Source organism: Luxibacter massiliensis, from assembly GCF_900604355.1.
GTDB lineage: Bacteria > Bacillota > Clostridia > Lachnospirales > Lachnospiraceae > Luxibacter > Luxibacter massiliensis.
Window position 1 is genome coordinate 454,132 of record NZ_UWOE01000001.1, and the last position, 24,794, is coordinate 478,925.

The 24,794-nt window shown below is 45.5% G+C and carries 20 protein-coding genes; 17 read left to right on the top strand and 3 right to left on the bottom strand.

Annotated features, from left to right (window positions below; translation table 11 throughout):
- Positions 1-20 precede the first annotated feature (20 nt).
- The 3 genes from rd to EFA47_RS02315 all read left to right on the top strand — a co-directional run bounded on the left by rd (position 21) and on the right by EFA47_RS02315 (position 2,316).
- Positions 21-179, top strand: coding sequence for a rubredoxin (rd, locus tag EFA47_RS02305; RefSeq protein WP_122641826.1), 159 nt, complete (start codon positions 21-23; stop codon positions 177-179).
- A 188-nt stretch (positions 180-367) separates the two neighbouring features.
- Positions 368-1,423 carry a PTS transporter subunit IIC gene (locus EFA47_RS02310; RefSeq protein WP_122641827.1) on the top strand — a complete coding sequence of 352 codons (1,056 nt, stop codon included), beginning with the start codon at positions 368-370 and terminating at the stop codon, positions 1,421-1,423.
- A 155-nt stretch (positions 1,424-1,578) separates the two neighbouring features.
- A complete protein-coding gene (locus EFA47_RS02315; protein WP_122644373.1) occupies positions 1,579-2,316 on the top strand; it encodes a GTP pyrophosphokinase in 738 nt (245 codons plus the stop codon).
- Between the two features lie 125 nt (positions 2,317-2,441).
- Here the strand turns inward: EFA47_RS02315 and EFA47_RS02320 are convergent, their stop codons facing one another.
- Positions 2,442-3,311 (bottom strand): helix-turn-helix domain-containing protein, encoded by an 870-nt coding sequence (locus EFA47_RS02320; protein WP_122641828.1) that lies wholly within the window; start codon positions 3,309-3,311, stop codon positions 2,442-2,444.
- Between the two features lie 297 nt (positions 3,312-3,608).
- Between EFA47_RS02320 and EFA47_RS02325 the strand changes: the two genes are divergently transcribed.
- From EFA47_RS02325 to hflX, 14 genes are all read left to right on the top strand, one after another.
- The gene (locus tag EFA47_RS02325; protein WP_122644374.1) at positions 3,609-5,114 is read left to right on the top strand and encodes a sugar ABC transporter ATP-binding protein; all 1,506 of its coding nucleotides are present in this window, start codon (positions 3,609-3,611) and stop codon (positions 5,112-5,114) included.
- Between the two features lie 2 nt (positions 5,115-5,116).
- Positions 5,117-6,127 (top strand): ABC transporter permease, encoded by a 1,011-nt coding sequence (locus tag EFA47_RS02330; RefSeq protein ID WP_122641829.1) that lies wholly within the window; start codon positions 5,117-5,119, stop codon positions 6,125-6,127.
- A complete protein-coding gene (locus EFA47_RS02335; protein ID WP_122641830.1) occupies positions 6,127-7,401 on the top strand; it encodes an ABC transporter permease in 1,275 nt (424 codons plus the stop codon). Before EFA47_RS02330 ends, EFA47_RS02335 begins: the two co-directional genes overlap by 1 nt.
- 72 nt (positions 7,402-7,473) lie before the next feature.
- On the top strand, positions 7,474-8,661 hold the full coding sequence (locus tag EFA47_RS02340; protein WP_122641831.1) for a substrate-binding domain-containing protein: 1,188 nt from the start codon (positions 7,474-7,476) through the stop codon (positions 8,659-8,661).
- Between the two features lie 209 nt (positions 8,662-8,870).
- Positions 8,871-10,385: an FGGY-family carbohydrate kinase gene (locus EFA47_RS02345; protein ID WP_206215505.1), complete on the top strand. Its 1,515-nt coding sequence runs from the start codon at positions 8,871-8,873 to the stop codon at positions 10,383-10,385.
- A gap of 90 nt (positions 10,386-10,475) precedes the next feature.
- Positions 10,476-11,339: an L-ribulose-5-phosphate 3-epimerase gene (locus EFA47_RS02350; protein ID WP_122641833.1), complete on the top strand. Its 864-nt coding sequence runs from the start codon at positions 10,476-10,478 to the stop codon at positions 11,337-11,339.
- A complete protein-coding gene (rhaM, locus tag EFA47_RS02355) occupies positions 11,332-11,646 on the top strand; it encodes an L-rhamnose mutarotase (RefSeq protein WP_122641834.1) in 315 nt (104 codons plus the stop codon). Before EFA47_RS02350 ends, rhaM begins: the two co-directional genes overlap by 8 nt.
- Positions 11,647-11,886: 240 nt before the next feature.
- The gene (locus EFA47_RS02360) at positions 11,887-14,376 is read left to right on the top strand and encodes a heavy metal translocating P-type ATPase (protein WP_122641835.1); all 2,490 of its coding nucleotides are present in this window, start codon (positions 11,887-11,889) and stop codon (positions 14,374-14,376) included.
- Between the two features lie 250 nt (positions 14,377-14,626).
- Positions 14,627-18,187 (top strand): PAS domain-containing hybrid sensor histidine kinase/response regulator, encoded by a 3,561-nt coding sequence (locus EFA47_RS02365; RefSeq protein ID WP_164689904.1) that lies wholly within the window; start codon positions 14,627-14,629, stop codon positions 18,185-18,187.
- Positions 18,188-18,287: 100 nt separating this feature from the next.
- Entirely contained in the window at positions 18,288-18,647 is a 360-nt protein-coding gene (locus tag EFA47_RS02370; RefSeq protein ID WP_122641837.1) for an ArsR/SmtB family transcription factor, read from the top strand.
- Positions 18,648-18,677: 30 nt separating this feature from the next.
- A complete protein-coding gene (locus EFA47_RS02375; RefSeq protein WP_122641838.1) occupies positions 18,678-20,537 on the top strand; it encodes a heavy metal translocating P-type ATPase in 1,860 nt (619 codons plus the stop codon).
- A 10-nt stretch (positions 20,538-20,547) separates the two neighbouring features.
- Positions 20,548-21,105 carry a tetratricopeptide repeat protein gene (locus EFA47_RS02380; protein WP_122641839.1) on the top strand — a complete coding sequence of 186 codons (558 nt, stop codon included), beginning with the start codon at positions 20,548-20,550 and terminating at the stop codon, positions 21,103-21,105.
- 32 nt (positions 21,106-21,137) lie between these two features.
- Complete coding sequence (locus tag EFA47_RS02385; protein ID WP_122641840.1) at positions 21,138-21,704, top strand: class I SAM-dependent methyltransferase; 567 nt, start codon at positions 21,138-21,140, stop codon at positions 21,702-21,704.
- Positions 21,705-21,765: 61 nt separating this feature from the next.
- Positions 21,766-23,007 carry a GTPase HflX gene (hflX, locus tag EFA47_RS02390; protein ID WP_122641841.1) on the top strand — a complete coding sequence of 414 codons (1,242 nt, stop codon included), beginning with the start codon at positions 21,766-21,768 and terminating at the stop codon, positions 23,005-23,007.
- Between the two features lie 28 nt (positions 23,008-23,035).
- Here the strand turns inward: hflX and pduB are convergent, their stop codons facing one another.
- Positions 23,036-23,764, bottom strand: a complete 729-nt coding sequence (gene pduB / locus EFA47_RS02395) for a microcompartment protein PduB (RefSeq protein ID WP_122641842.1) — start codon at positions 23,762-23,764, stop codon at positions 23,036-23,038.
- A 297-nt stretch (positions 23,765-24,061) separates the two neighbouring features.
- The gene (gene fabG, locus EFA47_RS02400) at positions 24,062-24,793 is read right to left on the bottom strand and encodes a 3-oxoacyl-ACP reductase FabG (protein ID WP_122641843.1); all 732 of its coding nucleotides are present in this window, start codon (positions 24,791-24,793) and stop codon (positions 24,062-24,064) included.
- Between the last annotated feature and the right edge of the window lies 1 nt (position 24,794).

Genomic DNA, 24,794 nt, shown 5'->3' on the forward strand with positions numbered 1-24,794 from the left:
TGAAAAGGAGGAAGCTTATCATGAAGAAATATGTATGTGAGCCATGCGGATATGTATATGATCCGGAAGTAGGCGATCCTGATAATGGGATTGCACCAGGGACAGCATTTGAAGATCTTCCGGAGGATTGGGTATGCCCTATCTGCGGGATGGGAAAAGAAGCTTTTGTTGAGGAATAACAGGATTGGAAAAGATACACCTTGCGGGGATTTGTCCGGCAAGGTGTTTTTCTTTTACTGCCCCAAGAATCCCCCAGGATGATGACATTTCAGACAAGATGTGGTAGAATAAGCGGACATGAAGAGGCGGGAGCGCTAAAGGGATTTAGGGCGCTGGCAGGAGATTACTTTGCACAGGAGAGGGAATCATGAAGAAATTGTTGGACCGGATATTTATCGATGGATTATCAGGGATGGCCCAGGGACTTTTTGCGACCTTAATCATAGGGACGATTATCCAGCAGATTGGTACATTTATGGGAGGTACCACTGGGAACATTGTATTTGTAATAGGCAAGGTGGCGGCGGCTATGACGGGGGCAGGCATAGGGGCAGGAGTTGCCCGCAGGTTTGAAGGCAGCCAGCTGGTTGTAGTATCCGCAGCCACAGCAGGCATGGTGGGCGCATTTGCTGCTAAGATACTGGCAGGAGAGGTCCTGCAGGATGGAACCATTATATTTGCAGGCCCAGGTGAACCCTTAGGGGCCTTTGTCGCCTCCTACATAGCAATTGAGTTTGGCCTGCTGATTTCTGGAAAAACAAAGATGGATATTATATTGACCCCTCTTGTTTCCATTGGAACTGGGGCGGCGGCAGGGATATTTGTGGGACCTCCCATTTCCCAGTTTATGAATTGGCTGGGTTCTCTGATTAATTGGGGGACGGAGCAGCAGCCCTTTCTTATGGGGATTGTAGTATCAGTCCTGATGGGGATGGTTTTGACTTTACCCATCAGCTCCGCAGCTCTTGGTATTATTTTGAATCTTTCGGGGTTGGCAGCTGGAGCTGCGACCATAGGCTGCTGCTGTAATATGGTAGGTTTTGCAGTGGCCAGTTTCCGTGAAAATAAAATTGGAGGCCTTCTTGCCCAGGGAATTGGTACATCTATGCTGCAGGTACCTAATATTGTGCGTAAACCAGTTATCTGGATTCCGGCTATATTATCCAGTGCTGTACTGGGCCCTGTAGGGACCATGCTTCTGCATATGACGGGAAATGCCACAGGATCAGGCATGGGCACGGCGGGACTGGTAGGGCCCATTATGACATGGCAGGTGATGGTACAGGCGGAGCCTCATATGGTAGTATTGGCCAAGATTCTTGTTATACAGATATTTTTGCCGGCAGTTCTGGCATTCGGGATTTCTGAATTTATGAGGAAGAGAAAGTGGATTAAATATGGCGATATGAGGCTGGATTTATAGGCCTTCATAGGCCGCTTATACTTAAAACGCCAGGGGGAGGATTAGAGAAGGGGATTTCTAAAAAAACCATGAACTGGCTGACATCTGACTTAAGCTGTGATATAATATCGGTGATTGGGAAAGGGGGAGTTTCCGAATTGAGAGGAGAGCTACAGATGCATGATGCTATCGAGAATTACGAGGATGTGGATAGCTGGAAGACAGTTATTTTCTTATATAATGCAGCTTTAAAAGAGGTTGGGACAAAGCTTGAAATTTTGAATGATGAGTTCCAGCATGTACATAAGTATAATCCAATCGAACATATCAAGACACGTATCAAGACACCGGAGAGTATAGTAAAGAAACTCAAAAGATATGGGCATGAGACATCCATTAAGAACATGGTAAAGTATATCAATGATATCGCCGGGGTCAGGCTTATTTGTTCGTTTACTTCAGACATTTACCGTCTGGCTGAGATGATCGGCAACCAGAGTGACTTGAAGGTGATCTCGATTAAAGACTACATCCGCAATCCTAAAGACAGCGGTTATAAAAGTTACCACATGCTGGTATCTGTTCCCATTTTTCTGTCTGACAGCGTAGTGAACACTAAAGTAGAGATACAGATCCGGACCATAGCCATGGATTTCTGGGCAAGCCTTGAGCATAAGATTTATTATAAGTTCGAGGGGAATGCACCGGATTATATCAGCAGGGAGTTACGGGAATGCGCACAGATGGTCGCAGAGTTAGATGATAAGATGCTGTCCCTGAATGATGCTATCCAGGCATGTCTGGAAAATGCCGCCTCATCAGGAACTGACAGTGATAAACTAGAAGAAATTGTAGAAAATGTGATAGGCAGCAAGAAGGCGCAGCGGGGGATGCATTTTTTAGGTCAAAAATAAAGAAATAGCTATAATCAGGATTTTGAACCTCTCTGCAGGAATCAGCGTTTAGCGGCATTGATTCCTGAAGAGAGGTTTTATTATTCTTTATATAGGGTATGCCCAGACATAGAGGGTTCGCAGTACTAATAGTAATCCCGGTATTCACTGGGAGTCATATGGACAGACTTTTCAAATGCCCTTAAAAAAGTCAACGTAGTTTTGAAGCCAACCTGGCCTGCAATGGATGTGATGGACAGCTTGGAATAGGCTAACAGTTCTTTCGCCTTATTAACCCGAAATTCATTGACATACTGATGGATGGTTGTCCCCATCTGCTGCTTGAATAGTTTACAGAAATAATATTTTGAAAATCCTATCTTATTACAAATCTTATCAATACTGAGGTCATCTTTATAATTTTGAGAAATGTATTTTAATACAGTATTTACTTCATTTTCCTGTGCAGGCGTCAGTTCTTTAATCCGATTGATATCATATGTAAGGTCGTATAACGAAGTAAAAATGGAATAAATCAGCTGGGACATGTGTAGATATTCCCAGGTCTCATTCTTCTTTTCTGCCCTGCCGCAGGCTATATCATATAAATCCATGAAAGAATCTAACACATTTGTGAAAGGATTGCTGAGGATAATATTGTTCTGGGTCCTTATTAGATTGTAGAACAATTTTGCATGGCTGCCGGAGATAATAAAATAATAAAAGCGCCATTCCCTGGTGACTCTGGTAAATGTCAGCACTGTATTGCAGGCTGTTGTGACAACAGAGTCTGGCTGTATATATTGGGTCTGCTGAGTTTTGCTATATCTTGCGGTCCCCTCAATTGTATATAGGAGAAGATATTCATTATAACTATTTTGCTTTCCCTGGATAAATTTGCGTTCCTGGCAGTAACCGCATTCTTTTACAACAAAGGGGAAAGATTCACCCAGGGATTTGGACGGTAAAGCAGCAGTCCGGTATTCTCCTGGGTAAGTTCTTTTTGGTGTCTGCATGGCGAGGCTCCTTAATATCGTAAAGTTGAATAAAAGGGAAATAAAATGTAGAAAGTTGTCTGTCTATATTGACAGCTTCTATTTTCCATATTTTATTGAGAAAATCACATAAAAGTAACAAAAAAATTATAGCATGAACTTCAAAAAATGACAAATTGGTAAAAATAACAAAAAAAGATAACGAAATAACAATTTTTGATATTGAATGATGAAAAAAAGAAGAGATATATTTATGGCAAGGACAGGTTGGTTCACAAGACAAAACAGAATCAAAAAGGAGAAAGGGGAAACAGCAAGATGAGTGAATATATCTTGGAGCTGAAAGATGTGGTGAAAACCTTCGGCGGCGTGACTGCCCTGGATGGTGTACATTTTCAGTTGAAAAGAGGTGAGATTCACGCCCTGATGGGCGAGAATGGGGCCGGTAAGTCAACTTTCATAAAAGTAATCACAGGCGTGCACCAGCCGGACAGCGGCATGATGCTGCTGGAAAGTGAGAAGGTGACACTGCGTTCAACGGAAGATTCTGCAAAGTTGGGAATCGCAGCAATTTATCAGCATGTTACGGCATTTCCTGATTTATCTGTGACAGAGAATATTTTTATGGGACAGGAAATAAAAAATAAGCTGGGGATTTATAACTGGAAATTGATGACAAAGCGTGCAAAGGAACTGATTGAACCTCTTAGTAAAAATATTGATGTCACCAAACCAATGAGCACACTTTCTGTTGCACAGCAGCAGTTGGTGGAGATTGCCAAGGCCTTATCCAGAGATGCCAGGATTTTGATTATGGATGAACCCACAGCATCCCTCTCACGAAGGGAATGCGAGGAGCTGTATCAGATTACAGAACGCCTTCGGGATGAAGGGGTTTCTATTATCTTCATCACACATAAATTTGAAGATATGTACCGCCTGGCTACCCGGGTCACAGTGTTCCGGGATTCTAAATACATAGGTGCGTGGGACGTGGATAAGATTTCTAACCAGAAGCTGATTGCGGCCATGGTAGGACGTGAGCTCACCCAGATGTATCCGCAGAAAACTGCGGAAATTGGCGATGTTGTTATGAAAGTCAATCATATTTCCAAGGAAGGTTATTTTAAAGAAGTTTCCTTTGACGTCAGAAGGGGTGAAATTCTGGCCCTGACAGGACTAGTTGGGGCAGGGCGTACGGAAGTCTGCCAGAATATATTTGGTATTATGACTCCGGACAGCGGCTCCATAGAGTTAGAGGGAAAGACAGTAAAGATTCACAGTCCTATTGATGCCCTGAAGCTGGGCATCGGCCTGCTTCCAGAGGACAGGCAGACCCAGGGACTGATTAATGAGCTTCCCATTTATCAGAATGTGTCATCGGCAGATATGGGGAAATTTGTGAAAGGGGGAAGGCTGGATGTAGGCGCTGAGGAGAAAAAGGCCATTGAGCTATGCCAGAAAATCCAGCTGAAGGCAAAGGATATCAGCGCCCCTCCATCTTCTCTTTCAGGCGGGAACCAGCAGAAGGTAGTATTTGCGAAACTTTTGAACTGTGACTTGAAAGTTCTGATTTTAGACGAGCCTACAAAAGGTATTGATGTAGGCGCCAAATACTCGATATATGAAATTATGAATGAGCTGACGGCTAACGGTTATGCAATCATCATGGTATCCTCTGAGATGCCGGAAGTCCTCGGCATGGCAGACCGAATCGTTGTCATGAGAAATGGGCGTGTGGCCGGGCAATTTGATGTGGAAGGGACGACACAGGAAATGATTCTGGAAGCATCTCTAAAGCAGGATGATGGGAGGGAGAGTTGAAAATGGGTTCAACAGGAAAAAATAAATCACCAGTTTCTAAGATAGCGGAGAACAGAAATTTTGGCCTGGTTCTAGGCCTGATCGTCCTTCTGGCTATTGCGGCAGTTATTACTCCATCTATGTATTCGCTGAATTCTATTTTGAACATGCTGCAAAACAATGCAGTATATGGACTGCTTGCGATCGGTGAAATGATGGTAATTATTACTGCAGGTATTGATATTTCAATTGGGGCCACACTGTCGCTGACGGGGGTTGTATGCTGCCGCCTGATGGCCGAAAATCCGGATGTCCCGGGAATCCTATGGCTTTTACTTGCCCTGCTGATTGGCGCGCTGTGCGGTGCCTTTAACGGACTTTTAGTAGGATATTTTAAGATGGTCCCCATGATTGCAACATTGGGCACAATGTATATTTTCCGTGGATTTTCTTTCTTGTTCAGCGGCGGGCAGTGGTGGTTTCCGCATCAGTTTACAGAGGGGTACCAGGCATTTGCCACTAAGAAGATATTGGGGATCCCATCTATACTTTGGATTCTGATTATTGTGTTTGCACTGGCCATCTTATTCCTTGGTTATACAGCCAGGGGAAGAAGAATTTATGCAATCGGGACAAACCGGGAGTCCTCCCAGGTAGCAGGTATCAAGGAAGAGCGTGTGGTATTCCTTGCAATGACGCTCTGCGGAATGCTTGCGGGCCTTTCAGGCATGCTCTATACAGCAAATTATGCAACCTGTAGTTATAGCATTGGTGATTCATATGAGCTGACTGCCATCGCGATCTGTATTCTCGGAGGAGTCAGCATCACTGGAGGAAAAGGGAAGGTTGACGGTGTAATTATTGGTTTCCTTATGATGGCGGTTATTACATATTTTATCAGCCTGCTTCCCGGCCTGAGCGTATGGTCAGATGCAATTCAGGGGGCAATCATTATTGCGGCGGTTGCACTTAACATATTTACGGAACGCTCTGCTGAAAAGAGAGCACTGAAAGAAAGGAGTGCTTTAATCTGATGAGTGGTGAAAAGAATACAAATACAGCGCCTGTAAGAGATTTGACGGTAAAACAGGGATTTAAATTATCCAAATTTTTAGTGAGCTGGGAAATGGTTCTGCTGTATATTTTAATTTTAATAAATTTGGTGCTGATGGCCAGCAGGACGAACCTTTATTTCTCACAGGGGACAATCCAGGCGATTATCCAGTCAGGTATGGATGTGTGCCCACTTGTGCTTGGGATGATACTGATATTGATGCTCGGGGATATTGATGTATCTGTGGCAGCGACTATGATATTTGCATCCATGGCAACAGGACTTTGCTGCCAGGCGGGACTTCCGGCTTTTGTGGGCGTGATTGCAGGAATTGCAGCAGGGGCATTGTGCGGTGCATTTAATGGGTTTTTTGTGGCATATGTAGGGATGCCTGCAGTCATTGTGACCATTGCTACATCGATGTTATTTAGGGGGATTGTTAAAATAATTCTGGACGTAAATGTGCTGAAACAGTTTCCTTCATTTTATACAGTGATTGCATGGACAAATATAGCAGGCATTCCATTGGCATTGCTTCTTTTTCTGGTAATGGGAGCAGGGTTTGTATTCCTTCTCCATAAATCCAAATTCGGGCGCCAGCTGTATATTATCGGTAATAATTCCACATGTGCGGAGTATTCTGGAATTGATGTGAGGAAAACAAAATTAATGGTGTTTGTCATTATGGGGATTATGTGCGGGATTGCCTCTATCTTTTTCGTGGGGCGGATGGGCGGCAGCGTATCTTCCACCATGGGCACAGGATATGAGATGACTGCAATTGCAATTTGTGTATTGGGCGGGGTATCTACTAACGGCGGTAAAGGGAAAGTATATGGGCCGATCATTGCTACACTGATTATGGCATTTCTGACTTACACCCTGGGCCTGCTGGAAGTAGATGCAAACTCAAGAAAAATTGTAACTGGCTTTATTCTGATTATTGCAGTATTGATTCCGAATGTGAACAGGCAGCTTATAGCAAATTTAAAATTGAAATTTGTATATAAAGGCAATAAGAATGTTGAGGCACTTAACAACAGGACTGCAGAGGAAGTAAAGGCCCTGAGAAATACAATCGCAGGTACAAAAAAAGACTCTTCATTAAACGATGCTGACAGGAACGAGAAAGTCAGAAAATGTGAAGAAAAAATTGCCTCCCTTCAGAAGAAATGCAGGGAACAGTCTAATATATGGCTTGCAGAGCAGAGGGAAGATGAAAGGAAGGCAAAAGAGCGTTTTGCGGCAAAATAATCTTATATAAGGTACTCGTTTGTTATAAGCAGCAGAAAGCTGTTTATATAATTAAAAAAAGGAGGAAGTAGCATGAAAAATTGGAAAAGACTGGCTGCGCTGGGGATGAGTGTGATGATGCTGGCATCATTAGTTGGGTGCAGCACAACAACAAGTACGGATGCTGGAACAGATGGCAGTGATGCGGCTGCCACAACAGATGGGGGCGGAGACTCTGGGGATATGGAAGGGACACATGTCTTTATGTTCAAATCCACAGGCAATTCTTTTGGCGACCTGATGTATGAGGGGTTTGCGGAATATTTGGAGGGCAAGGGAGAGAAAACTGCTTATAAGAGTCCCGCAGAGACAACTGTTGCAGCCCAGGTTCAGATGCTGGATGAGCTGATTACACAGAAAGTAGCGTCTATCACAATTTCTACAAATGGTGATGCAGGTTATGATGAAGTGTTTAAAAAAGCAAAAGAAGCTGGAATCCCTATTGTATCAGTTGACTCAGAGGCAAATCCGGAGTATCGCATTTGCCATGTAAATCAGGCTGAAACACAGGATATTGGTTCTTACCTTGTACAGGCGGCAGTACTGATTACACTTGGCGTTGATTATCCAGGGGACGGCAAGATGGAAGAAACTGTAAAGACAGAGCTTGGAAAATATTCAGGAGATGAGATCAAATTGGGCGTCCTGTCTGCATCTATTGATACGCCAGTACAGAATTCCTGGATCGCAGCTATGGAAACAGAGCTGGCAAAAGACTTTTATGCAGGAAAAGTAAGTGCAGAGCTGGATAAAAAATATGGCAATGACGACCTCACAGAGTCTACAACACAGGCACAGGCGTTTATCGCAGAGAATTCTGTGGACTGTATTATCTCTCCTACAACTGTAGGTATTGCAGCGGCAGGGCAGGCCCTGAAATCTGCAAACAGTGAAATCAAACTGACAGGTCTTGGACTTCCTTCAGAAATGCAGTCCTTTATGCCTACATCAGCAGATGATGATGCATTTGAGTCTGTTTGCCCATATATGATGCTGTGGGATGTTATTCACCTTGGCGCAGTTTCTGGGGCAGCTACATATGCAGCAGTTAATGATGGATTCGACGGAAGTGTGGGAACTTCTTTTGAAATGGATGCATTTCGTGACTATGAGGCCACTTCTTTTGATGCATATGAAAGCGGAGATGGGACAGCAGTCCTCGCTGGAACGCCATTTATTTTCGAAAAGAATAACATGGCTGAGTGGATTGATGTTCTGTAAAAAATAACAGAAAAATGATTGTTTTTTAGTCACACACAGGGGAGTAAATTCCAGGCAGGGAATTTTCTCCCCTGTATTTATATACCAAAGGGTTTTTGCGGGAAATGGGTTGGTATTTATTCCAAAATACACTATAAAATGATATAATAATGAAAAATATAGGAGGAGATATGACAATCACCTAAGGCTGATTTGTTATAGAGAAAATGATGAAATATTTGATGGGAATTGATAATGGAGGGACATTTTCTAAAGCAGCCCTTTTCGATGAGAACGGGAAACAGATTTCAGTCTCCAGCGTCCCTACTGTGACAATCACGCCAAAGCCTGGCTATACAGAGCGGGACATGGGAGAGTTGTGGCAGGTCAATGCACAGGCAGTGCGGCAGGCCATTGAAGAAAGTGGGATTAACCCTGGGGATATAGCAGGGGTTTCCTATTCGGGACACGGTAAAGGACTCTATCTTGTGGGGAAGGATGGAAATCCGGCGTACAATGGTATTATATCTACAGATGCCAGGGCGTGGGCCTACGTGAAGAGATGGAAAGAGGATGGGACAGCTAAGAAAGTCTATGGTAAAACTTTTCAGGAAATTCTGGCATGCCAGCCAGTCAGCATACTTGCCTGGATGAAAGACCACCGGCCAGATGTGCTTGAGAAAACTAAGTATATATTTGCAGTGAAGGATTATGTGCGTTATTGTATGACAGGCGAGGCATATGCGGAATATACAGACTTTTCTGGATGCAATCTGATTAATTTGTCTACGGGGGATTATGACAAAGAATTACTGGCATACATGGGACTGGAAGAAATCTATGATAAATTGCCGCCCTTAAAGTATGCGGCAGATTTATGCGGCTGTGTCACTAAGGAGGCCAGTGAGATGACCTTGCTCCCTGAAGGGACACCTGTGGCGCCCGGGATGTTTGACGTGAATGCCTGCGGCATCGCCTCCGGCCTGTCGGATGAGGAAAAGATGTGCATGATAGCGGGCACATGGAGCATTAATGAGTTTATTGCCAGAGAACCTGTATTAAATGGAACAGTTTCCCTTAATTCCATGTTCTGTATTCCCGGTTATTATCTTATCGAAGAGAGCAGTCCTACTTCAGCTGGCAATATGGAGTGGTTCATACGGAACCTGATGAGTTATGAGAAAACAGCAATGAAGGGAAAAGGCGGATCTGTCTATGATTTAACAAATGAATGGGTATCATCAATTGAGCCGCAAGACAATAATATTATCTTCCTTCCATTTTTAAATGGGTCTAATGAGGATGCACTGGCGAAGGGGACTTTTATTGGACTGACGGCCTACCATGATAAAAAGCATATGCTGCGTGCAGTATACGAGGGCATCGTATTCTCACATATGACGCATGTCAATAAATTGCTGCAGAATAGAAATGTGCCTGAGACCATCCGGCTATCCGGCGGGGCCGCGAATTCAGATGTATGGGTGCAGATTTTTGCAGATACATTACAGATTCCCGTAGATGTAATTGAGGATAAAGAGCTGGGGGCCCAGGGAGCTGCAATAGCGGCAGGGATTGCAGTAGGGATCTATGATGGCTATGAGGATGGAATTAAGAGAACTGTTCATATTACTAAGACTATATACCCACGGAAGGAATATAAGGAGATCTACCAAAAGAAATACCAAACGTACCGGCGTGTGATAGAAAGCCTGGGCAGTGTTTGGGACTGTTTTGAGAATTAGTACAGCAAATAATTAGTTCCTGCCATATATTAGTTTTACTAGGCAGGGGAGTTAATAAAAATGAGAAGAATATAAAGGAGCCTGGACCACATGAAAAAAAAGTATACGCTCGGGGTCTATGAGAAAGCAATGCCTTCTGACCTGGCATGGGAGGAAAAATTATTGGCCGCAAAAGAGGCTGGCTATGATTTTGTAGAAATCAGTATCGATGAGACCGATGCAAAACTATCCCGGTTAAATATGGCCGGAGAAGAACGTCTTAAATTGCAGCACTTGATGATTAAGACAGGAATGCCCATCCGCACTATGTGCCTAAGCGGCCATCGGAAATATCCTCTTGGCAGCAGTAACCCTGATACTGCCGCACGGGGTATGGAGATTATGGAAAAGGCAATCAGGCTGGCAGAGGATCTGGGGATTCGTATTATCCAGCTGGCTGGATATGATGTATATTATGAGGATTCAACTTATGATACAAAGAAACGATTTCTTAAAAATCTGAAAAAAGCATCTGAGATGGCGGCGGCGGCTGGTGTTGTGATGGGGTTTGAGACTATGGAAAATGATTTTATGAACACAGTGGAAAAGGCAATGAAATATGTGGCCTTAGTGGGTTCGCCGTATTTGAATGTATATCCAGATATTGGAAACATAACCAATGCAGCTAAAACATATGAAAATGATGTGTTGGAAGACTTGGAACTGGGAAGAGGTAAAATTGTGGCCATGCATATGAAAGAGACCCTTCCGGGAAAATTCCGGGAGATTCCCTATGGGACAGGGCATGTGGATTTTAAGTCTGCCGCTGATAAGGCCTGGGAATTAGGGGTCAGAAAGTATGTGACGGAATTTTGGCACACAGGAAATCCAGAATGGAAAAAAGATTTGCATTTTGCAAATAAAATGTTTACAGATATATTAGAACAGTGTCAGGAGGAAAGTGAAAATGATTAGAAAAGGATTTAAGATGAAATTGTACCCTGGGATGGAGGCAGAATACGAAAAGAGGCACAATGAATTATGGCCAGAGATGCAGGATATGATTCATGAGCATGGCGGAAGGAACTATAGCATATACCTGGACCGTGAGACGCTGATTTTATTTGGCTATATTGAAATTGAAGATGAGGAACTGTGGGCAAAAGGGGCGGATACTGCAATCAACCGTAAGTGGTGGGATTTTATGGCAGATATAATGGAGACAAACCCAGACAATAGTCCGGTATCTACTGACTTGGAACCTGTATTTCATCTGGATTGACAAAACAAAGGCCCCATTCCAATGACGGGGATCATAAAACATATTATAAAAGGGGAGAAATGTATGCTCTGGAGGAGATGCATTTCTCCCCTTTTATATTACAAAAATAGATAGTTATTATACAGAAGAATATTATTTAAAAATTGGAAGAAATTATTTTAAAACTATTGACAAGTGAAAAGAAATATGGTTATATGAACATATGAACAGTTATTCATATATCGGAATGGAGGTATTATTATGGCACAACAAGCATTAAATAGAAAGGTAGATTTAAAACATACTTCATGTGGCCATATACATGAGGGCCATGGCCATGAGGAGCATCCTCACGATGAGGAGTGCGGCTGCGGCCATGAGCATAGCCATGAGGAGCATGACCACGATGGGGAGTGCGGCTGCGGCCATGAGCATAGCCACGAGGAGCATGACCACGATGGGGAGTGCGGCTGCGGCCATGAGCATAGCCATGAGGAGCATGACCATGATGGAGAGTGCGGCTGCGGCCATGAGCATAGCCATGAGGAGCATGACCACGATGGGGAGTGCGGCTGCGGCCATCATCACGGCCATGAAGGCCATACCCATGAGCCGGTTGAGAGAAGAGAAGTAGACCATGCTTTTGACACTGCTGAGAAGCAGGTATATATTTTGGAGAACTTAGGGTGCGCAAACTGTGCCGCTAAGATGGAGAGAAAGATACAGGAACTTCCCCAGGTTGATTTTGCAAATATTATTTTTGCCACCAAGCAGCTTCAGGTGGTGACAAACACAAAGGAAGAATTGCTGCCTGTATTCCAGGAAATCTGTTCCTCAATTGAAAGTGAAGTGCAGGTATCTAAAAGAAAGAATAGGCCTGCGGTCAAAGGACAGAGCCAGCCTGGGAAGATCAGTGAAAATAAAAAAGATATTTATGAAATTGTGGCAGGGGCTGTTTTTTTTGCAGGGGGAAAATTGGCTGAGCCGGTCAATGTGTATCTCTCTGCCGCCCTATATGTTGTTGGGTATTTGATACTGGGGAGAGGCGTTCTTTTAAGCGCGGCCAGAAATTTGACAAAGGGCCAGGTATTTGACGAGAATTTTCTTATGAGTATTGCTACATTGGGAGCATTTGTAATCAAGGAGTTTCCAGAGGCCGTGGGAGTCATGTTGTTCTACCGGGTCGGCGAGCTTTTTGAGGAAATTGCAGTGGCAAGAAGCCGCAGCCAGATTATGGACGCCGTGGATATGCGCCCTGAAATAGTAAATAAGGTACAGGGGAAAGATATACAGGTGATTCCGGCCGAAGAGGCCCGGCCAGGTGACATAGTTCTTGTACGGCCAGGCGATAGGATACCTTTAGATGGGACTATTGTGGAAGGAGAAAGCAGGATTGACACATCTCCTGTGACTGGAGAGCCTGTCCCGGTAGCAGCCAAATCAGGAGATACAGTGACATCTGGATGTGTGAACACGTCAGGGCTTCTGAAGATACGTGTGGATAAGGCGCTGGAAGACTCTATGGTTACGAGGATTCTGGATTCTGTAGAAAACGCAGCGGCAAGCAAACCCAAAATTGATAGGTTTATTACAAGATTCTCAAGAGTGTATACACCGTTTGTGGTAATTTTGGCAGCGGCAACGGCCATTATACCTTCTATTATTACGGGAGATTGGAATTATTGGGTATATACGGCCCTCACATTTCTTGTAATCAGCTGTCCATGTGCACTGGTGTTGAGCGTGCCTCTGGCATTTTTCTCAGGGATCGGTTCTGGATCTAAGAAAGGGATTTTATTTAAAGGCGGTGTTGCAATAGAGGCAATGCAGGGCGTCAAATCTATTGTCATGGATAAAACAGGGACAATTACAGAAGGAAACTTTGTGGTTCAGGATATTCTTCCTTCTGAAGGTATGGACGGCGAAAAACTTTTAAAAATAGCCGCCAGCTGCGAAATGGCTTCTACACATCCAATTGCAAACAGTATAGTAACAGCTGCTAAGGAACGGAACATACAAATAGTGCGGCCCTCCTTTGTGGAAGAAATTTCCGGGAAAGGTGTTAAAGCTGAGCTGGAGGAGGGAACTGTACTCTGTGGTAATAGGAAATTACTAGAGAGTTTTGGAGTGAAGTTACCTGAGGGAGAAGATACCTTATACGGCACAGAAGTGCTTCTGGCAGTCCATGGCTCTTATGCAGGCCGCCTGGTTATTGCAGATACAATAAAGAGTGAGGCAAAGGCTGCAATCAAAGCCCTGAAACGGCTGGGTATTGTTACAGCTATGCTGACAGGCGACTCACGAAAGAGTGCGGAGAATGTGGGCAGGGAGACCGGGATTGATGAAATACACGCCAGGCTTCTGCCGGAAGATAAGGTTCAGGAACTGCAGAAGATCCGCTCTAGGCATGGCAGCGTAATGTTTGTTGGGGATGGTATTAATGATGCACCGGTACTTGCCGGGGCAGACGTGGGAGCTGCAATGGGAAGCGGCGCAGATGCAGCTATAGAGGCGGCAGATGTTGTGTTTATGACTTCCTCCATGGAGGCGATCCCGCAGTCATTAAATATTGCCAGAAGCACAGGAGTTATTGCAAAGCAGAATGTTATATTCGCCCTTGTTGTTAAATTCCTTGTGATGGCCTTGGGCCTGGCTGGACTTGCCAATATGTGGATGGCAGTATTTGCAGATACAGGAGTAGCGATGTTGTGTATCTTAAATTCTGTAAGAATATTATACAAAAAACTGTAGACATATTATTAAAAAGTTGGGACAGATAATAAGAGGGCGCTGCATTTGGGAGCCGCGGGTTTCGCGGCTCCTAATCTGTTATATACATACAAATGGAGATCCCTTTGCGGCCCTTTCTCCTATATAAATCCTGTAACTTGTAGACAGCCATTGTTTATGATAAAATATGATACATATGGGTGCATACTCCTTTGTAAACCAGAAAGGGATATGTAATAATTGGCACGCGGCAGCGGAAAGGATGCAGGTTATGGTTGAGAACAGTCAGAATATTATGGAGACTAAGGATGGGGAACTGGCTGATGCCAGAACGAAACTTCAGTCTGTAATTCATATGATTCAGGGAGGAGTCATCAGCTGCCATATAGAAGGCGGGCGGTTTGTCTCTGATTTTTTCTCTGATGGGATGTTGGCCCTCCTGGGGGTGGAGCAAAGGGAATTTGAGAGTATTGTACAAGATAATGCTTTAAATATAGTCTGTGAGATGGACCGCCCGTGGGTGACTGCCGCCGTGGAGAATGTGCTGGAGAATGGAGGGGTTCTGGATATCCACTGTAGAATGCAGAATAAAGACGGAAGCCTAAGCTGGTGCCACCTTAACGGCAGAGGCATAGAGTTTGTGTCGGAAGAACCCCAGTTTTATGCGGTAGTTACAGGAGTATCGTCTGAAGCTAAGTTGTTTCAAAGTATTGTCAATGAGACAGTAGATGAGATATATGTGATTGATAAAGAGAATTATAATCTGCTCTATGCCAATGAATCGAAGGGGATTTTCTGGAAGGAGGGAAAAGGCATCGGGGGAAAGTGCTATTCTGTTCTTCATGGTAAAGATAAACCCTGTTCATTTTGCACGCTGAAAAGCCATGCCCCAGATGGGGTATCCCACCTAATGTCCTTTGAGGACAGGGGGAAGTTCTACAGTACACGGTTTTGGGAGACGGACTGGAGCGGAGTGCCAGTCTATGTGAAATATGTAAGGGACGTTACGGAGGATGTGCTGCTGCAGAAGGAAAAGGAAAAGCTGGACAAATATTTTCAGACAGTGCTTAAGCATCTTCCCGGTGGTGTGGCGGTAGTGCGCCATGACGCCAGCGGAGCCATGACGCCAGAGTTTCTTTCGGATGGGTTTGCAGAGATGGTACATATGACTCCTAAAGAAGCGTGGGAAATGTACCGCAGAGACGCCGTATCCGGCGTCCACCCGGATGACAGAGAATATCTTAGGGAAAATTTAAATAAATGTATTGCAAAGGGCCAGTCCCGCTATGAAATGACATACCGTCTGAGAAAGGGTGGGACAGAGGAATATATATGGGTAAAGGCTATATTTTCCGTGATACAAAGCGAGGGCCAGGATACCAGGGTTTATGTGGATTATAATGATATTACAAAAGAGAGGGAGGGGCAGGAGCAGCTGAGGCAGCAATACAGGGAACTGATCTTACAGCACTACCTGACTCCCGGCCCGAACACACTGATTTTAGGGCACTGTAATATTACACGCGACAGGATTCTGGAGATTATTGACCATACAGATTCTAATCTTCTGGAAACCTTTGGATCAGTCCGTGATAACTTTTTTACAGGAATCGCCAGTTTAATTACAGATGAGCAGGAGAAGAAGCGGTTTTTGGAAACGTATCTTAATGCGCCGTCGATTGCTGCTTTTGAGAGGGGAGAAACAGAGCTTCTTTTATGCTGCTATGTACAGCTTCCGAAAGAGGAGGCCGGACGCTATGTGCAGTTTAAGGTGAACCTGGTGGAGACGCCGGACACAGGGGACATTACGGGGATTCTGACAGTAACAGATATTACAGAGCAGACTATTTCTGACAGGATTTTGCAGCAGCTGTCCGTTGTCAGCTATGATTTAGTGGCAGATATAGATTTGCTGCATGATAAAAGCTCATTGGTAAGTAGTATCGTACCGGAGGATCCGGTGAAATATAACAGGACCTATTCAGAAAGAGTCCGTGTTTTATTATCTCAAGAAGTGGTTCCCCGGGACAGAGAGCGTGTCTCTAATATGCTGGACCCTAAATACATTATGGAACAGCTCGCCAGAAACAATACATATTCTTTTTCTTATTCTGTTGTAGGGAAGAATGGCAATGTCCAGACTAAAAGCCTTACAGTGGCTGCTATTGATTTGCGCCTGGGCCGTGTCTGCCTTGCGCGGACAGATATTACAGATTTTGTAAGGGAGCAGCAGAGGCTTCTAAATATGATAGCCTATACTTTTGAACTTGCAGGGGTTATTGATGTAGACAGTAGGTCTTTTACAATGCATACACGGGAGACTGTGCTGAATAATGATATGCCGTATATTGTTGCTGATTATGACCGATGGATAGGAGGCTTCACTGCCTATTATGGATCCGGGGGCAGAGATGAAACTATAAGGCAGCTAAGGCTGGATACGATGCTGGCACGCTTGGAAGAATCCCCTGCAGGGTATGATTTTGTATTTTCCTTTAAACAAGAGGATACCCTGCTGTTTAAACAAGTGAATGTTCTGTGGGGGGATGAGGGCCATAAAACAATCTGCCTGGTACGGGCAGATATGACAGATGTACTTGTGGCAGAAAGAAAGTCCCAAAATGCCCTTGAAAAGGCTTTGGATCTGGCCGAAAAGGCAAATAGGGCAAAAAGCGACTTCCTGGCATCCATGAGCCATGATATACGGACTCCCATGAATGCTATTATGGGGATGACAAGCCTGGCAGCAGCCCATTTGGATGACAAGGAGAGAACCGCAGAATATCTGCAGAAGATAGCAGCTTCCTCCAGACATTTACTGAGCTTGATTAATGATATATTAGATATGAGCCAGATAGAGCAGTCTAAAATCTGCCTGAATAATATGCAGAATTCTATGGAAGAGATGATGGGGCAGCTCTATTCTATTATGGAGGTTCAGGCCAGAAGCTCCGGGTTAAAGCTTAAATTCCATACGGGCAGGCTTGAGAATCCTTATTTTCTGGGAGATGCGCTGCGTATCAATCAGATTTTTATCAATTTGCTGAGCAATGCCTTTAAGTTTACCCCTGAAGGGGGCAGTGTGGAATTCTTCGGGGAAGAGATACAGCCCCAGAAGGAGTCTGGCACAGTACGCTATCGGTTCATGGTCAGGGACACAGGCATTGGAATGACAGAGGAGTTTCAGAGCCATCTCTTTGAGCCGTTTACCCGCAGCAGCAGTGTTGCAAAGGTAGAAGGGACAGGATTAGGCCTTAGCATCACGAAAGGGTTGATAGACCTGATGGGGGGCACAATCCGGGTGGATAGCCAGGTGCGCGAAGGAACTACTTTCTGGGTGGAACTGGAATGCGAAATACCAGAGGATACTGCCGAGGCGGCGTCCAGTGTTTCTGGCGGAAATGACACGGCAGCAGTAGATATTTTAAATGGACTGCATGTCCTTATTGCAGAGGACAATGCGATTAATTCTGAAATCCTCTGTGAACTGCTGCAGATGCATGGGGCAAAGTCCGTTGTAAAAGAAAACGGGTATTTGGCAGTGCAGGAGTTTCAGAATGCAGCTCCGGGCACATATGACGTGATCTTTATGGATATCCAGATGCCGGTTATGAATGGTTTTGAGGCCGCCAGGGGGATCCGGGAGCTGGACAGGGGTGACGCCTCTAAAATCCCTATTATAGCCATGACGGCCAATGCCTTTGCCGAGGATGTACAGGCATCATTGGAGGCAGGCATGAATGCACATGTGGCAAAGCCAGTGGACATGCAGCTGCTTTGTACCACCCTGGCACGTGTGTTTGCAGTTTCAGGAATCCAGAGGCCGGAGTGAATGTAGGGATAGGGCCATAGGCGTGTGCATTGCTTGACCTTGAGGAACATTTTACGTATAATGAAATGAATGGCTGTTCATATGAAGGGAGAAGCAATATATGGAAAAGATAGAAGTAGAGCACTGTGATTTCAGGCATGTGCACGAGGGCGTTGCGCAAGAAGTGCAGAGCCATATGCCTGCTTCAGGTGAGTTAAAAGACCTGGCCGATTTTTTTAAGGTATTCGGAGACTTGACCAGGATAAAGATTTTGTATGTCCTGTTCCAGAGTGAGATGTGCGTATGTGACCTGGCCCAGTCCCTGAACATGACACAGTCGGCTATATCGCATCAGCTCAGAGTGCTGAAACAGATGAAGCTGGTTACGAACCGCCGGGAGGGAAAAACAGTATTTTATTCTCTGGCGGACAGTCATATTAAGACAATCATGAACCAGGGGATGGAGCATATCCGGGAATAGTGAGATGACGGATGAAAAGAGGGGGCCGAGATGGCGAAGGAAGTGAAGCTCAAATTTATCGAAATGGGGGCAGGCCTGCTGCTATATCTTTTTGCAATGTTTTCGGTCAGACAATGGGATGTATATGGCAGGGCCCGGCTTATTGTATTTTTATTGCCATATTTAGTTATGTCCCTTGGAATATTCTGGGACATGCTGAAGAATCTTAGGAAATTTTATATTTTTGATGAAAATTTACTTATGCTTTTGGCTACCATAGGAGCTTTTGTCATAGGAAGATATGTGGAAGCTGTGGGGGCGATGCTGTTTTTTCAGTTTGGAAGGACAGTTGAAGTCATCTCCATGACAAGGACAAAAAAATCCATTGCCAAATTTATGGATATTCGGCCGGAGTATGCGAACCGTAAATTAAGGTATGGTGAAGAGAAAGTACACCCCAAAGAACTCCATCCCGGACAGATTATTATAATCAAGCCTGGGGAGAAAATACCAGTAGATGCAGTGGTGACGCTGGGAAACAGTATGGTAGATACAAAAGCGCTGACGGGGGAATCTGTTCCCCGGGAGGCCATGCCAGGGGAGAGGCTTTACAGCGGAAGTATCAATATAAGCGGTGTCCTGGAGGCAAGGGTATCTAAGATATATGAGGACTCCACTGCCTCCAGAATTATAGAGCTTGTGGAAAATGCCGGCAACAAAAAGGCTGGCAGTGAAAATTTTGCGGCCCGGTTTACTAGGTTTTATACTCCGGCAGTGACTTTGCTCGGTGTACTGGTGATGATGCTCCCGCCCATGATCCTGCCCGGAGATAATCAAAATATCTGGATGTACCGGGGATTAATCTTTCTGGTTGCGGCCTGTCCATGCGGACTGCTGGTATCGGTCCCGCTGGCGTTTCTGGGAGGGATAGGGGCAGCGTCCAGGCAGGGTGTCCTGATTAAGGGCAGTAATGTCCTGGAATCTCTTTCACATACAGAAACATTTGTCTTTGATAAAACGGGGACATTGACGGAGGGAATCTTTCGGGTAAAGGATATACAGCCCACATATATGAGTGAGGAGGCGCTTCTGGAAACAACAGTTTATGGTGAAATCCACTCTAACCATCCCATAGCCGTATCCCTGCGTGAGGCATACGGCAGAGCGGTGGATACAGGCAAGGTCACAGACGTGACGGAATATCCAGGCTTCGGTGTCTGTGCGCGTATAGATGGGCAGGAGACGCTGATCGGAAATTCTAAGTTTATGGATCAGCAGGGAATTTTCTACCAGCCGGTCAGTGAGATTGGGACTGCAGTCCATGTGGCGGTAAATGGACAGTATGAAGGGTATGTTCTGATTGCTGATTCCATACGCAGTGATGTTAAGAAAACAATCCGATGGATGCAGCGGCATCAGCTGGAGGCGGTCATGCTCACAGGTGATAACCAGAGGGTAGCAGATTCAGTTGCCAAGCAGCTTGGGATAGGGTATGTCTATGCAAACCTGATGCCTGAAGAGAAGGTGGAGCAGGTGAAAGAGTTCATGGAGAGCCAGATGGAGGATGAGAAGCTGGCTTTTGTAGGGGATGGCATCAACGACGCCCCAGTTTTAGCCCTGGCTGATATAGGGATTGCCATGGGAGGATTGGGAGCGGATGCGGCGCTGGAGGCGGCTGATGTAATATTGATGGAGGATGAACTTTCTAAGATTGTTAATGCTGTTAAAATAGCCAGAGGGACGATACGGGCTGTCAAGCAGAATCTCGTGTTTGCTATCGGGATGAAGGTTATTCTGCTATTCCTGGCAGCTCTTGGCTATGTAACAATGCAAAATGCAATTATTGCGGATATGGTTGTGATGCTGATTAATATTTTGAATTCTTTCTGGGTACTAAAATATCCGGAGTAAGGGGACATATATGAAAAAGGGGATTATGCTTGCAATTCTGGCAGCCTGTTTTTTGACAGGATGCCAGAAACCAGTCAATTATATAGAAGAGGGGACAGCTTTCCTTGAGGAAGGGGCGTATACAGATGCAGCAGCTTCCTTTGAAAAATCTTTGGATGCAGAGGAGGACGCCGCAGAGGGATACCGCGGGTTAGGCCTGGTTTATTATGAACAGCAGGAATATCAGCAGGCTAAGGAAGCCTTTCAGAAGGCGCTGGATAATGGGGGCGAGGCAGCTCCCACAACTTATAATTTAATGGGGATTTGCTCTATGCATTTGGAAGATTATGACGGCGCCCTCCAGGCATTTGAACAGGGGATCGCGGCGGCCTCATCCTATACAGAACCTGAGGAGGGAGAAGAGGTTCCTTATGCTGAAGTATTGCAGGAAATGAAGTATAACGAAATTGTCTGTTATGAAAAGAAGCTGGATTGGGCCAGCGCCAAGGCAAAGATAGAAGAGTATATTGCACAATACCCAGATGACAGTGAGGCCCAGAGGGAGGCGGCGTTTTTACGTACAAGGTAGTTTTTAGGGATATTGCCAAAGGAGTAGATGATATGAAGTATAGCTATCAGATCACAGAATACTGCCATCGTTTTCTGGAGATGTATATTGAGGAGGGGGACATCTGTGTGGACGCAACAGCGGGTAATGGCGTGGACACGGAATTTTTGTGTAGCCTGGCAGGGACTGAGGGCAAGGTATATGCATTTGATATTCAGCCTGAGGCGATTGCGGCAACGGGACGGCGGCTTAATGAAAATGGATATGAGGGCAGGGCCGTCCTGATTCAGGACGGACACGAAAAGATGGGAGATTACGTTGAAACGGGTGTATCTGCCATCGTTTTTAATTTTGGCTATCTGCCCGGCGGCGACCATGCCATTTCCACAGAGCCTGAGACAAGCATCGCTGCCCTGGAGGCCGGCCTTTTGCTGCTTAAACCTGACGGGGTCATGAGCTTATGCGTATATAGCGGGGGCGATTCTGGGTTTCGGGAGAAAGAGGCAATTCTGGCCTGGTTAAAAGGCCTGGATACAAAAAAGTGGCTGGTTATTGTGAACAGCTTTTATAACAGAAAAAATAATCCTCCGGTACCCATTTTTATTATCAGATTAAAATAGGATGCCATTGGGTATGGATATATTGGCAGATATAAAGTAAAGAGGAATGTGAGGACATGCTATGGCAATATTTGAAACAGGAGAAAAGACGGAGAAAATGCTGCTGGTCGGGATACAGTGGAATGAGGAAGAGAAAATAGAAGAATCCTTAGACGAACTGTCAGAATTGGCACGGACGGCAGGAGTGCAGGTGGCCGGCAGGATGATACAGAGGCGGGAGGCTGTACATCCGGCAACTTATATAGGAAAAGGAAAAGTTACGGAGCTTAAAAATCAGCTTTGGGAAACCGGGGCGGATGGAATTATCTGCGATGATGAGCTGACTTCTGTCCAGCTATATAATTTGGAGAAGGAGCTTTCGTGTAAGGTAGCCGACAGAACTTTATTGATATTGGATATATTTGCAGCCAGGGCCGTAAGCAGTGAGGGCAAAATCCAGGTGGAATTGGCCCAGCTGAAATACCGCGCCTCCCGCCTTACAGGACTTGGAAATTCTCTGTCCCGTCTGGGCGGAGGCATTGGAACCAGGGGTCCGGGAGAAAAGAAGCTGGAAACTGACAGGCGGCTGATCAGAGAAAGGATCAGCAGGCTGAAAAAAGAGCTGCGCGAGGTCGAACAGCACAGGGCGCTGCTGCGGGCGCAAAAAAAGGAATCCAATTTAAAGATTGCCGCACTTGTAGGATATACATCTGCAGGGAAGAGCAGTATAGAAAATGCCCTTACAGGGGCGGGGATTTTGGAAGATGAAATGTTGTTTTCCACCCTCGACACGACAACACGCTTGCTGAAGCTCAATAAGCAGCAGGAAATACTGCTGACAGATACGGTAGGGTTTATACACAAGTTGCCCCACCATTTGATCGAAGCCTTTAAAAGCACATTGGAGGAGGCGAGATATGCGGATATTATTCTTCATGTCGTCGATGGGTCAAACCCTCAGATGGACACCCAGATGTATGTTGTATATGAAACCCTCCGTCAACTTAAGATTGAGGGCAAGCCGATTATTACGCTTTTTAATAAACAGGATCGTATTTCTGATAAAAGAAGCTTCCGGGATTTCCAGGCGGACTATTCTGTCCTGGTATCTGCTAAAACAGGGCAGGGGTTAGATGAACTAAAGGAAAAACTGCTGGAGATTTTGCGCAGGGAACAGATATATATTGAAAGAGTCTACCCCTTTGAACAGGCCCCTAAAGTACAGCTGATACGGAAAAATGGCCAACTTCTGGAGGAAAACTATGTACCTGAGGGGATTTCTGTAAAGGCATATGTTACGAAGGAAATCTATGGAAAGATATAAAACGTTGCTGTGCAGCCAGGCCGTATCTTTAAATCAGATACGGCCTGGCAGGCGTTTCCGGGTAACTTCCCAGTGAAACTAAAAGCTTAAGTCCCACATCCCTAGCAGTAAGGACGGCATTTTTTACAGCACTGGCATCGCCGGTGACTGCGGCAATGACCTCGTTGGAATGGCTGGTACCTCTTGTGGGAGTCATATATTTTACGATCTCAACAGGGGAGGATTTGAGGGCCAGATCCGCCATGACCAGTCCGATGGCAGCCGGGGAACCACAGAAGAACCCGAAAGGCCTTCCCAGGGGCGTGTCAAAAGCCATATGGAGAGCCTGCCCCGCATTTGCAGAATAGGTGAATTCCAGGTGCCCTGCTTCACTTATGTAGAGTTCTCCTGCATATTTATCAGTATATTCGAGAGCCATTTCTACGGCTCTTCTGACATCCGAGACATTCTCCCCTCCCAGGATGATAAAGTTGCCGTGGCCGCCCCACCCTTTTGTGTCTCTGGGAAGCTCAATAGAGAGGACTTCGGTGTTTGTAGATTTAACTGCCTCGTCCACAGCATTGATCTGCCCGGCCGCCCCCGTGCGGGAACTCAGCAGTCCAAGGCTTTTAAAAGGCTTGGGAAGCTTCATCTGTTCCAGGAGCGCAGGGGCAGTCCCGGGGATAACGAGTCCGATTGTATCAAGAACTGTGGTGCCTACAAATTCCGTCATGGAACAATTCATGGGAATATTTTCAATGTCTTTTACTTTTAACATGATAAGTCTCCTTTATTCTGGCGAGCAACGAGCCAAGCGGACATGTTTACATGTCCATTTAGCGGCTGCTGGGAGGGTCTAATACTCCGATGCTTGCATTGCTGCTAGTTTGCTGCCCCGTATGCTTGCATCGGGGTCTTTGACTTGTGCCTTGGATTGCTATAGGGATTGGGGGAGCAAAAGGGTGCGCCTCACCCGCTCTATACCAGACATGATATACAGGCTTGCCTGTATTGACAGTATATGGTATGAGTGTGGCGCCAAAGGTGTTTTTGAAACCCTAATCCTATAGGGGAATTATAAAAACCCCCCATCCAGGCCAATAATCTGCCCAGTTAAGTAACCATGCCCTTCAGCCAGCGCTGCCACCAGGTCCGCCGTTTCCTCTGCTGTGCCAAAACGTCCGGCAGGAATCTCCTCTGTGAGCGCCTGGCGCTCCTTAGCAGAGAGCTGGGAGTTCATGGCAGTATCAATCACGCCGCAGGCAATTGCGTTGACCTGGATATTGCTTGGGGCCAGCTCCTTTGCCAGGGCCTTAGTCAGGCCGTTGACTCCAGCCTTTGAGGCGGAATAGGCGGCTTCGCAGGATGCCCCTGAAGTTCCCCACATGGAAGAGATATTAATGATTTTTCCGCGTTTCTGAGAAACCATATATGGAATGGCGGCCCGGGAACAGTAAAATACAGAGGATAAATTGGAGGAAATGACTCTTTCCCAATCTGCATTGTCCATGTCCGTGAGAAGGCCGATATAAGAAATGCCGGCATTGTTGACCAGGACATCCAGGCCAGTCACCTCGGTTTCTATCCGGCGGAAAATCTCTGAGACTTCCAGAGGATTTCCCACATCCCCCATAAGAGCGGTACATATGCCGCCCATGGAACAGATTTCATCCCTGGTTTGGTTTAAACTTCCAGCAGATTGCCTACAATTTATATATACGTGATACCCGAGGGCGGAGAATGCCAGGGCACAGGCCTTTCCGATCCCCCTGGAAGCTCCGGTAATAAGCACAGATTTCCTGTCCATA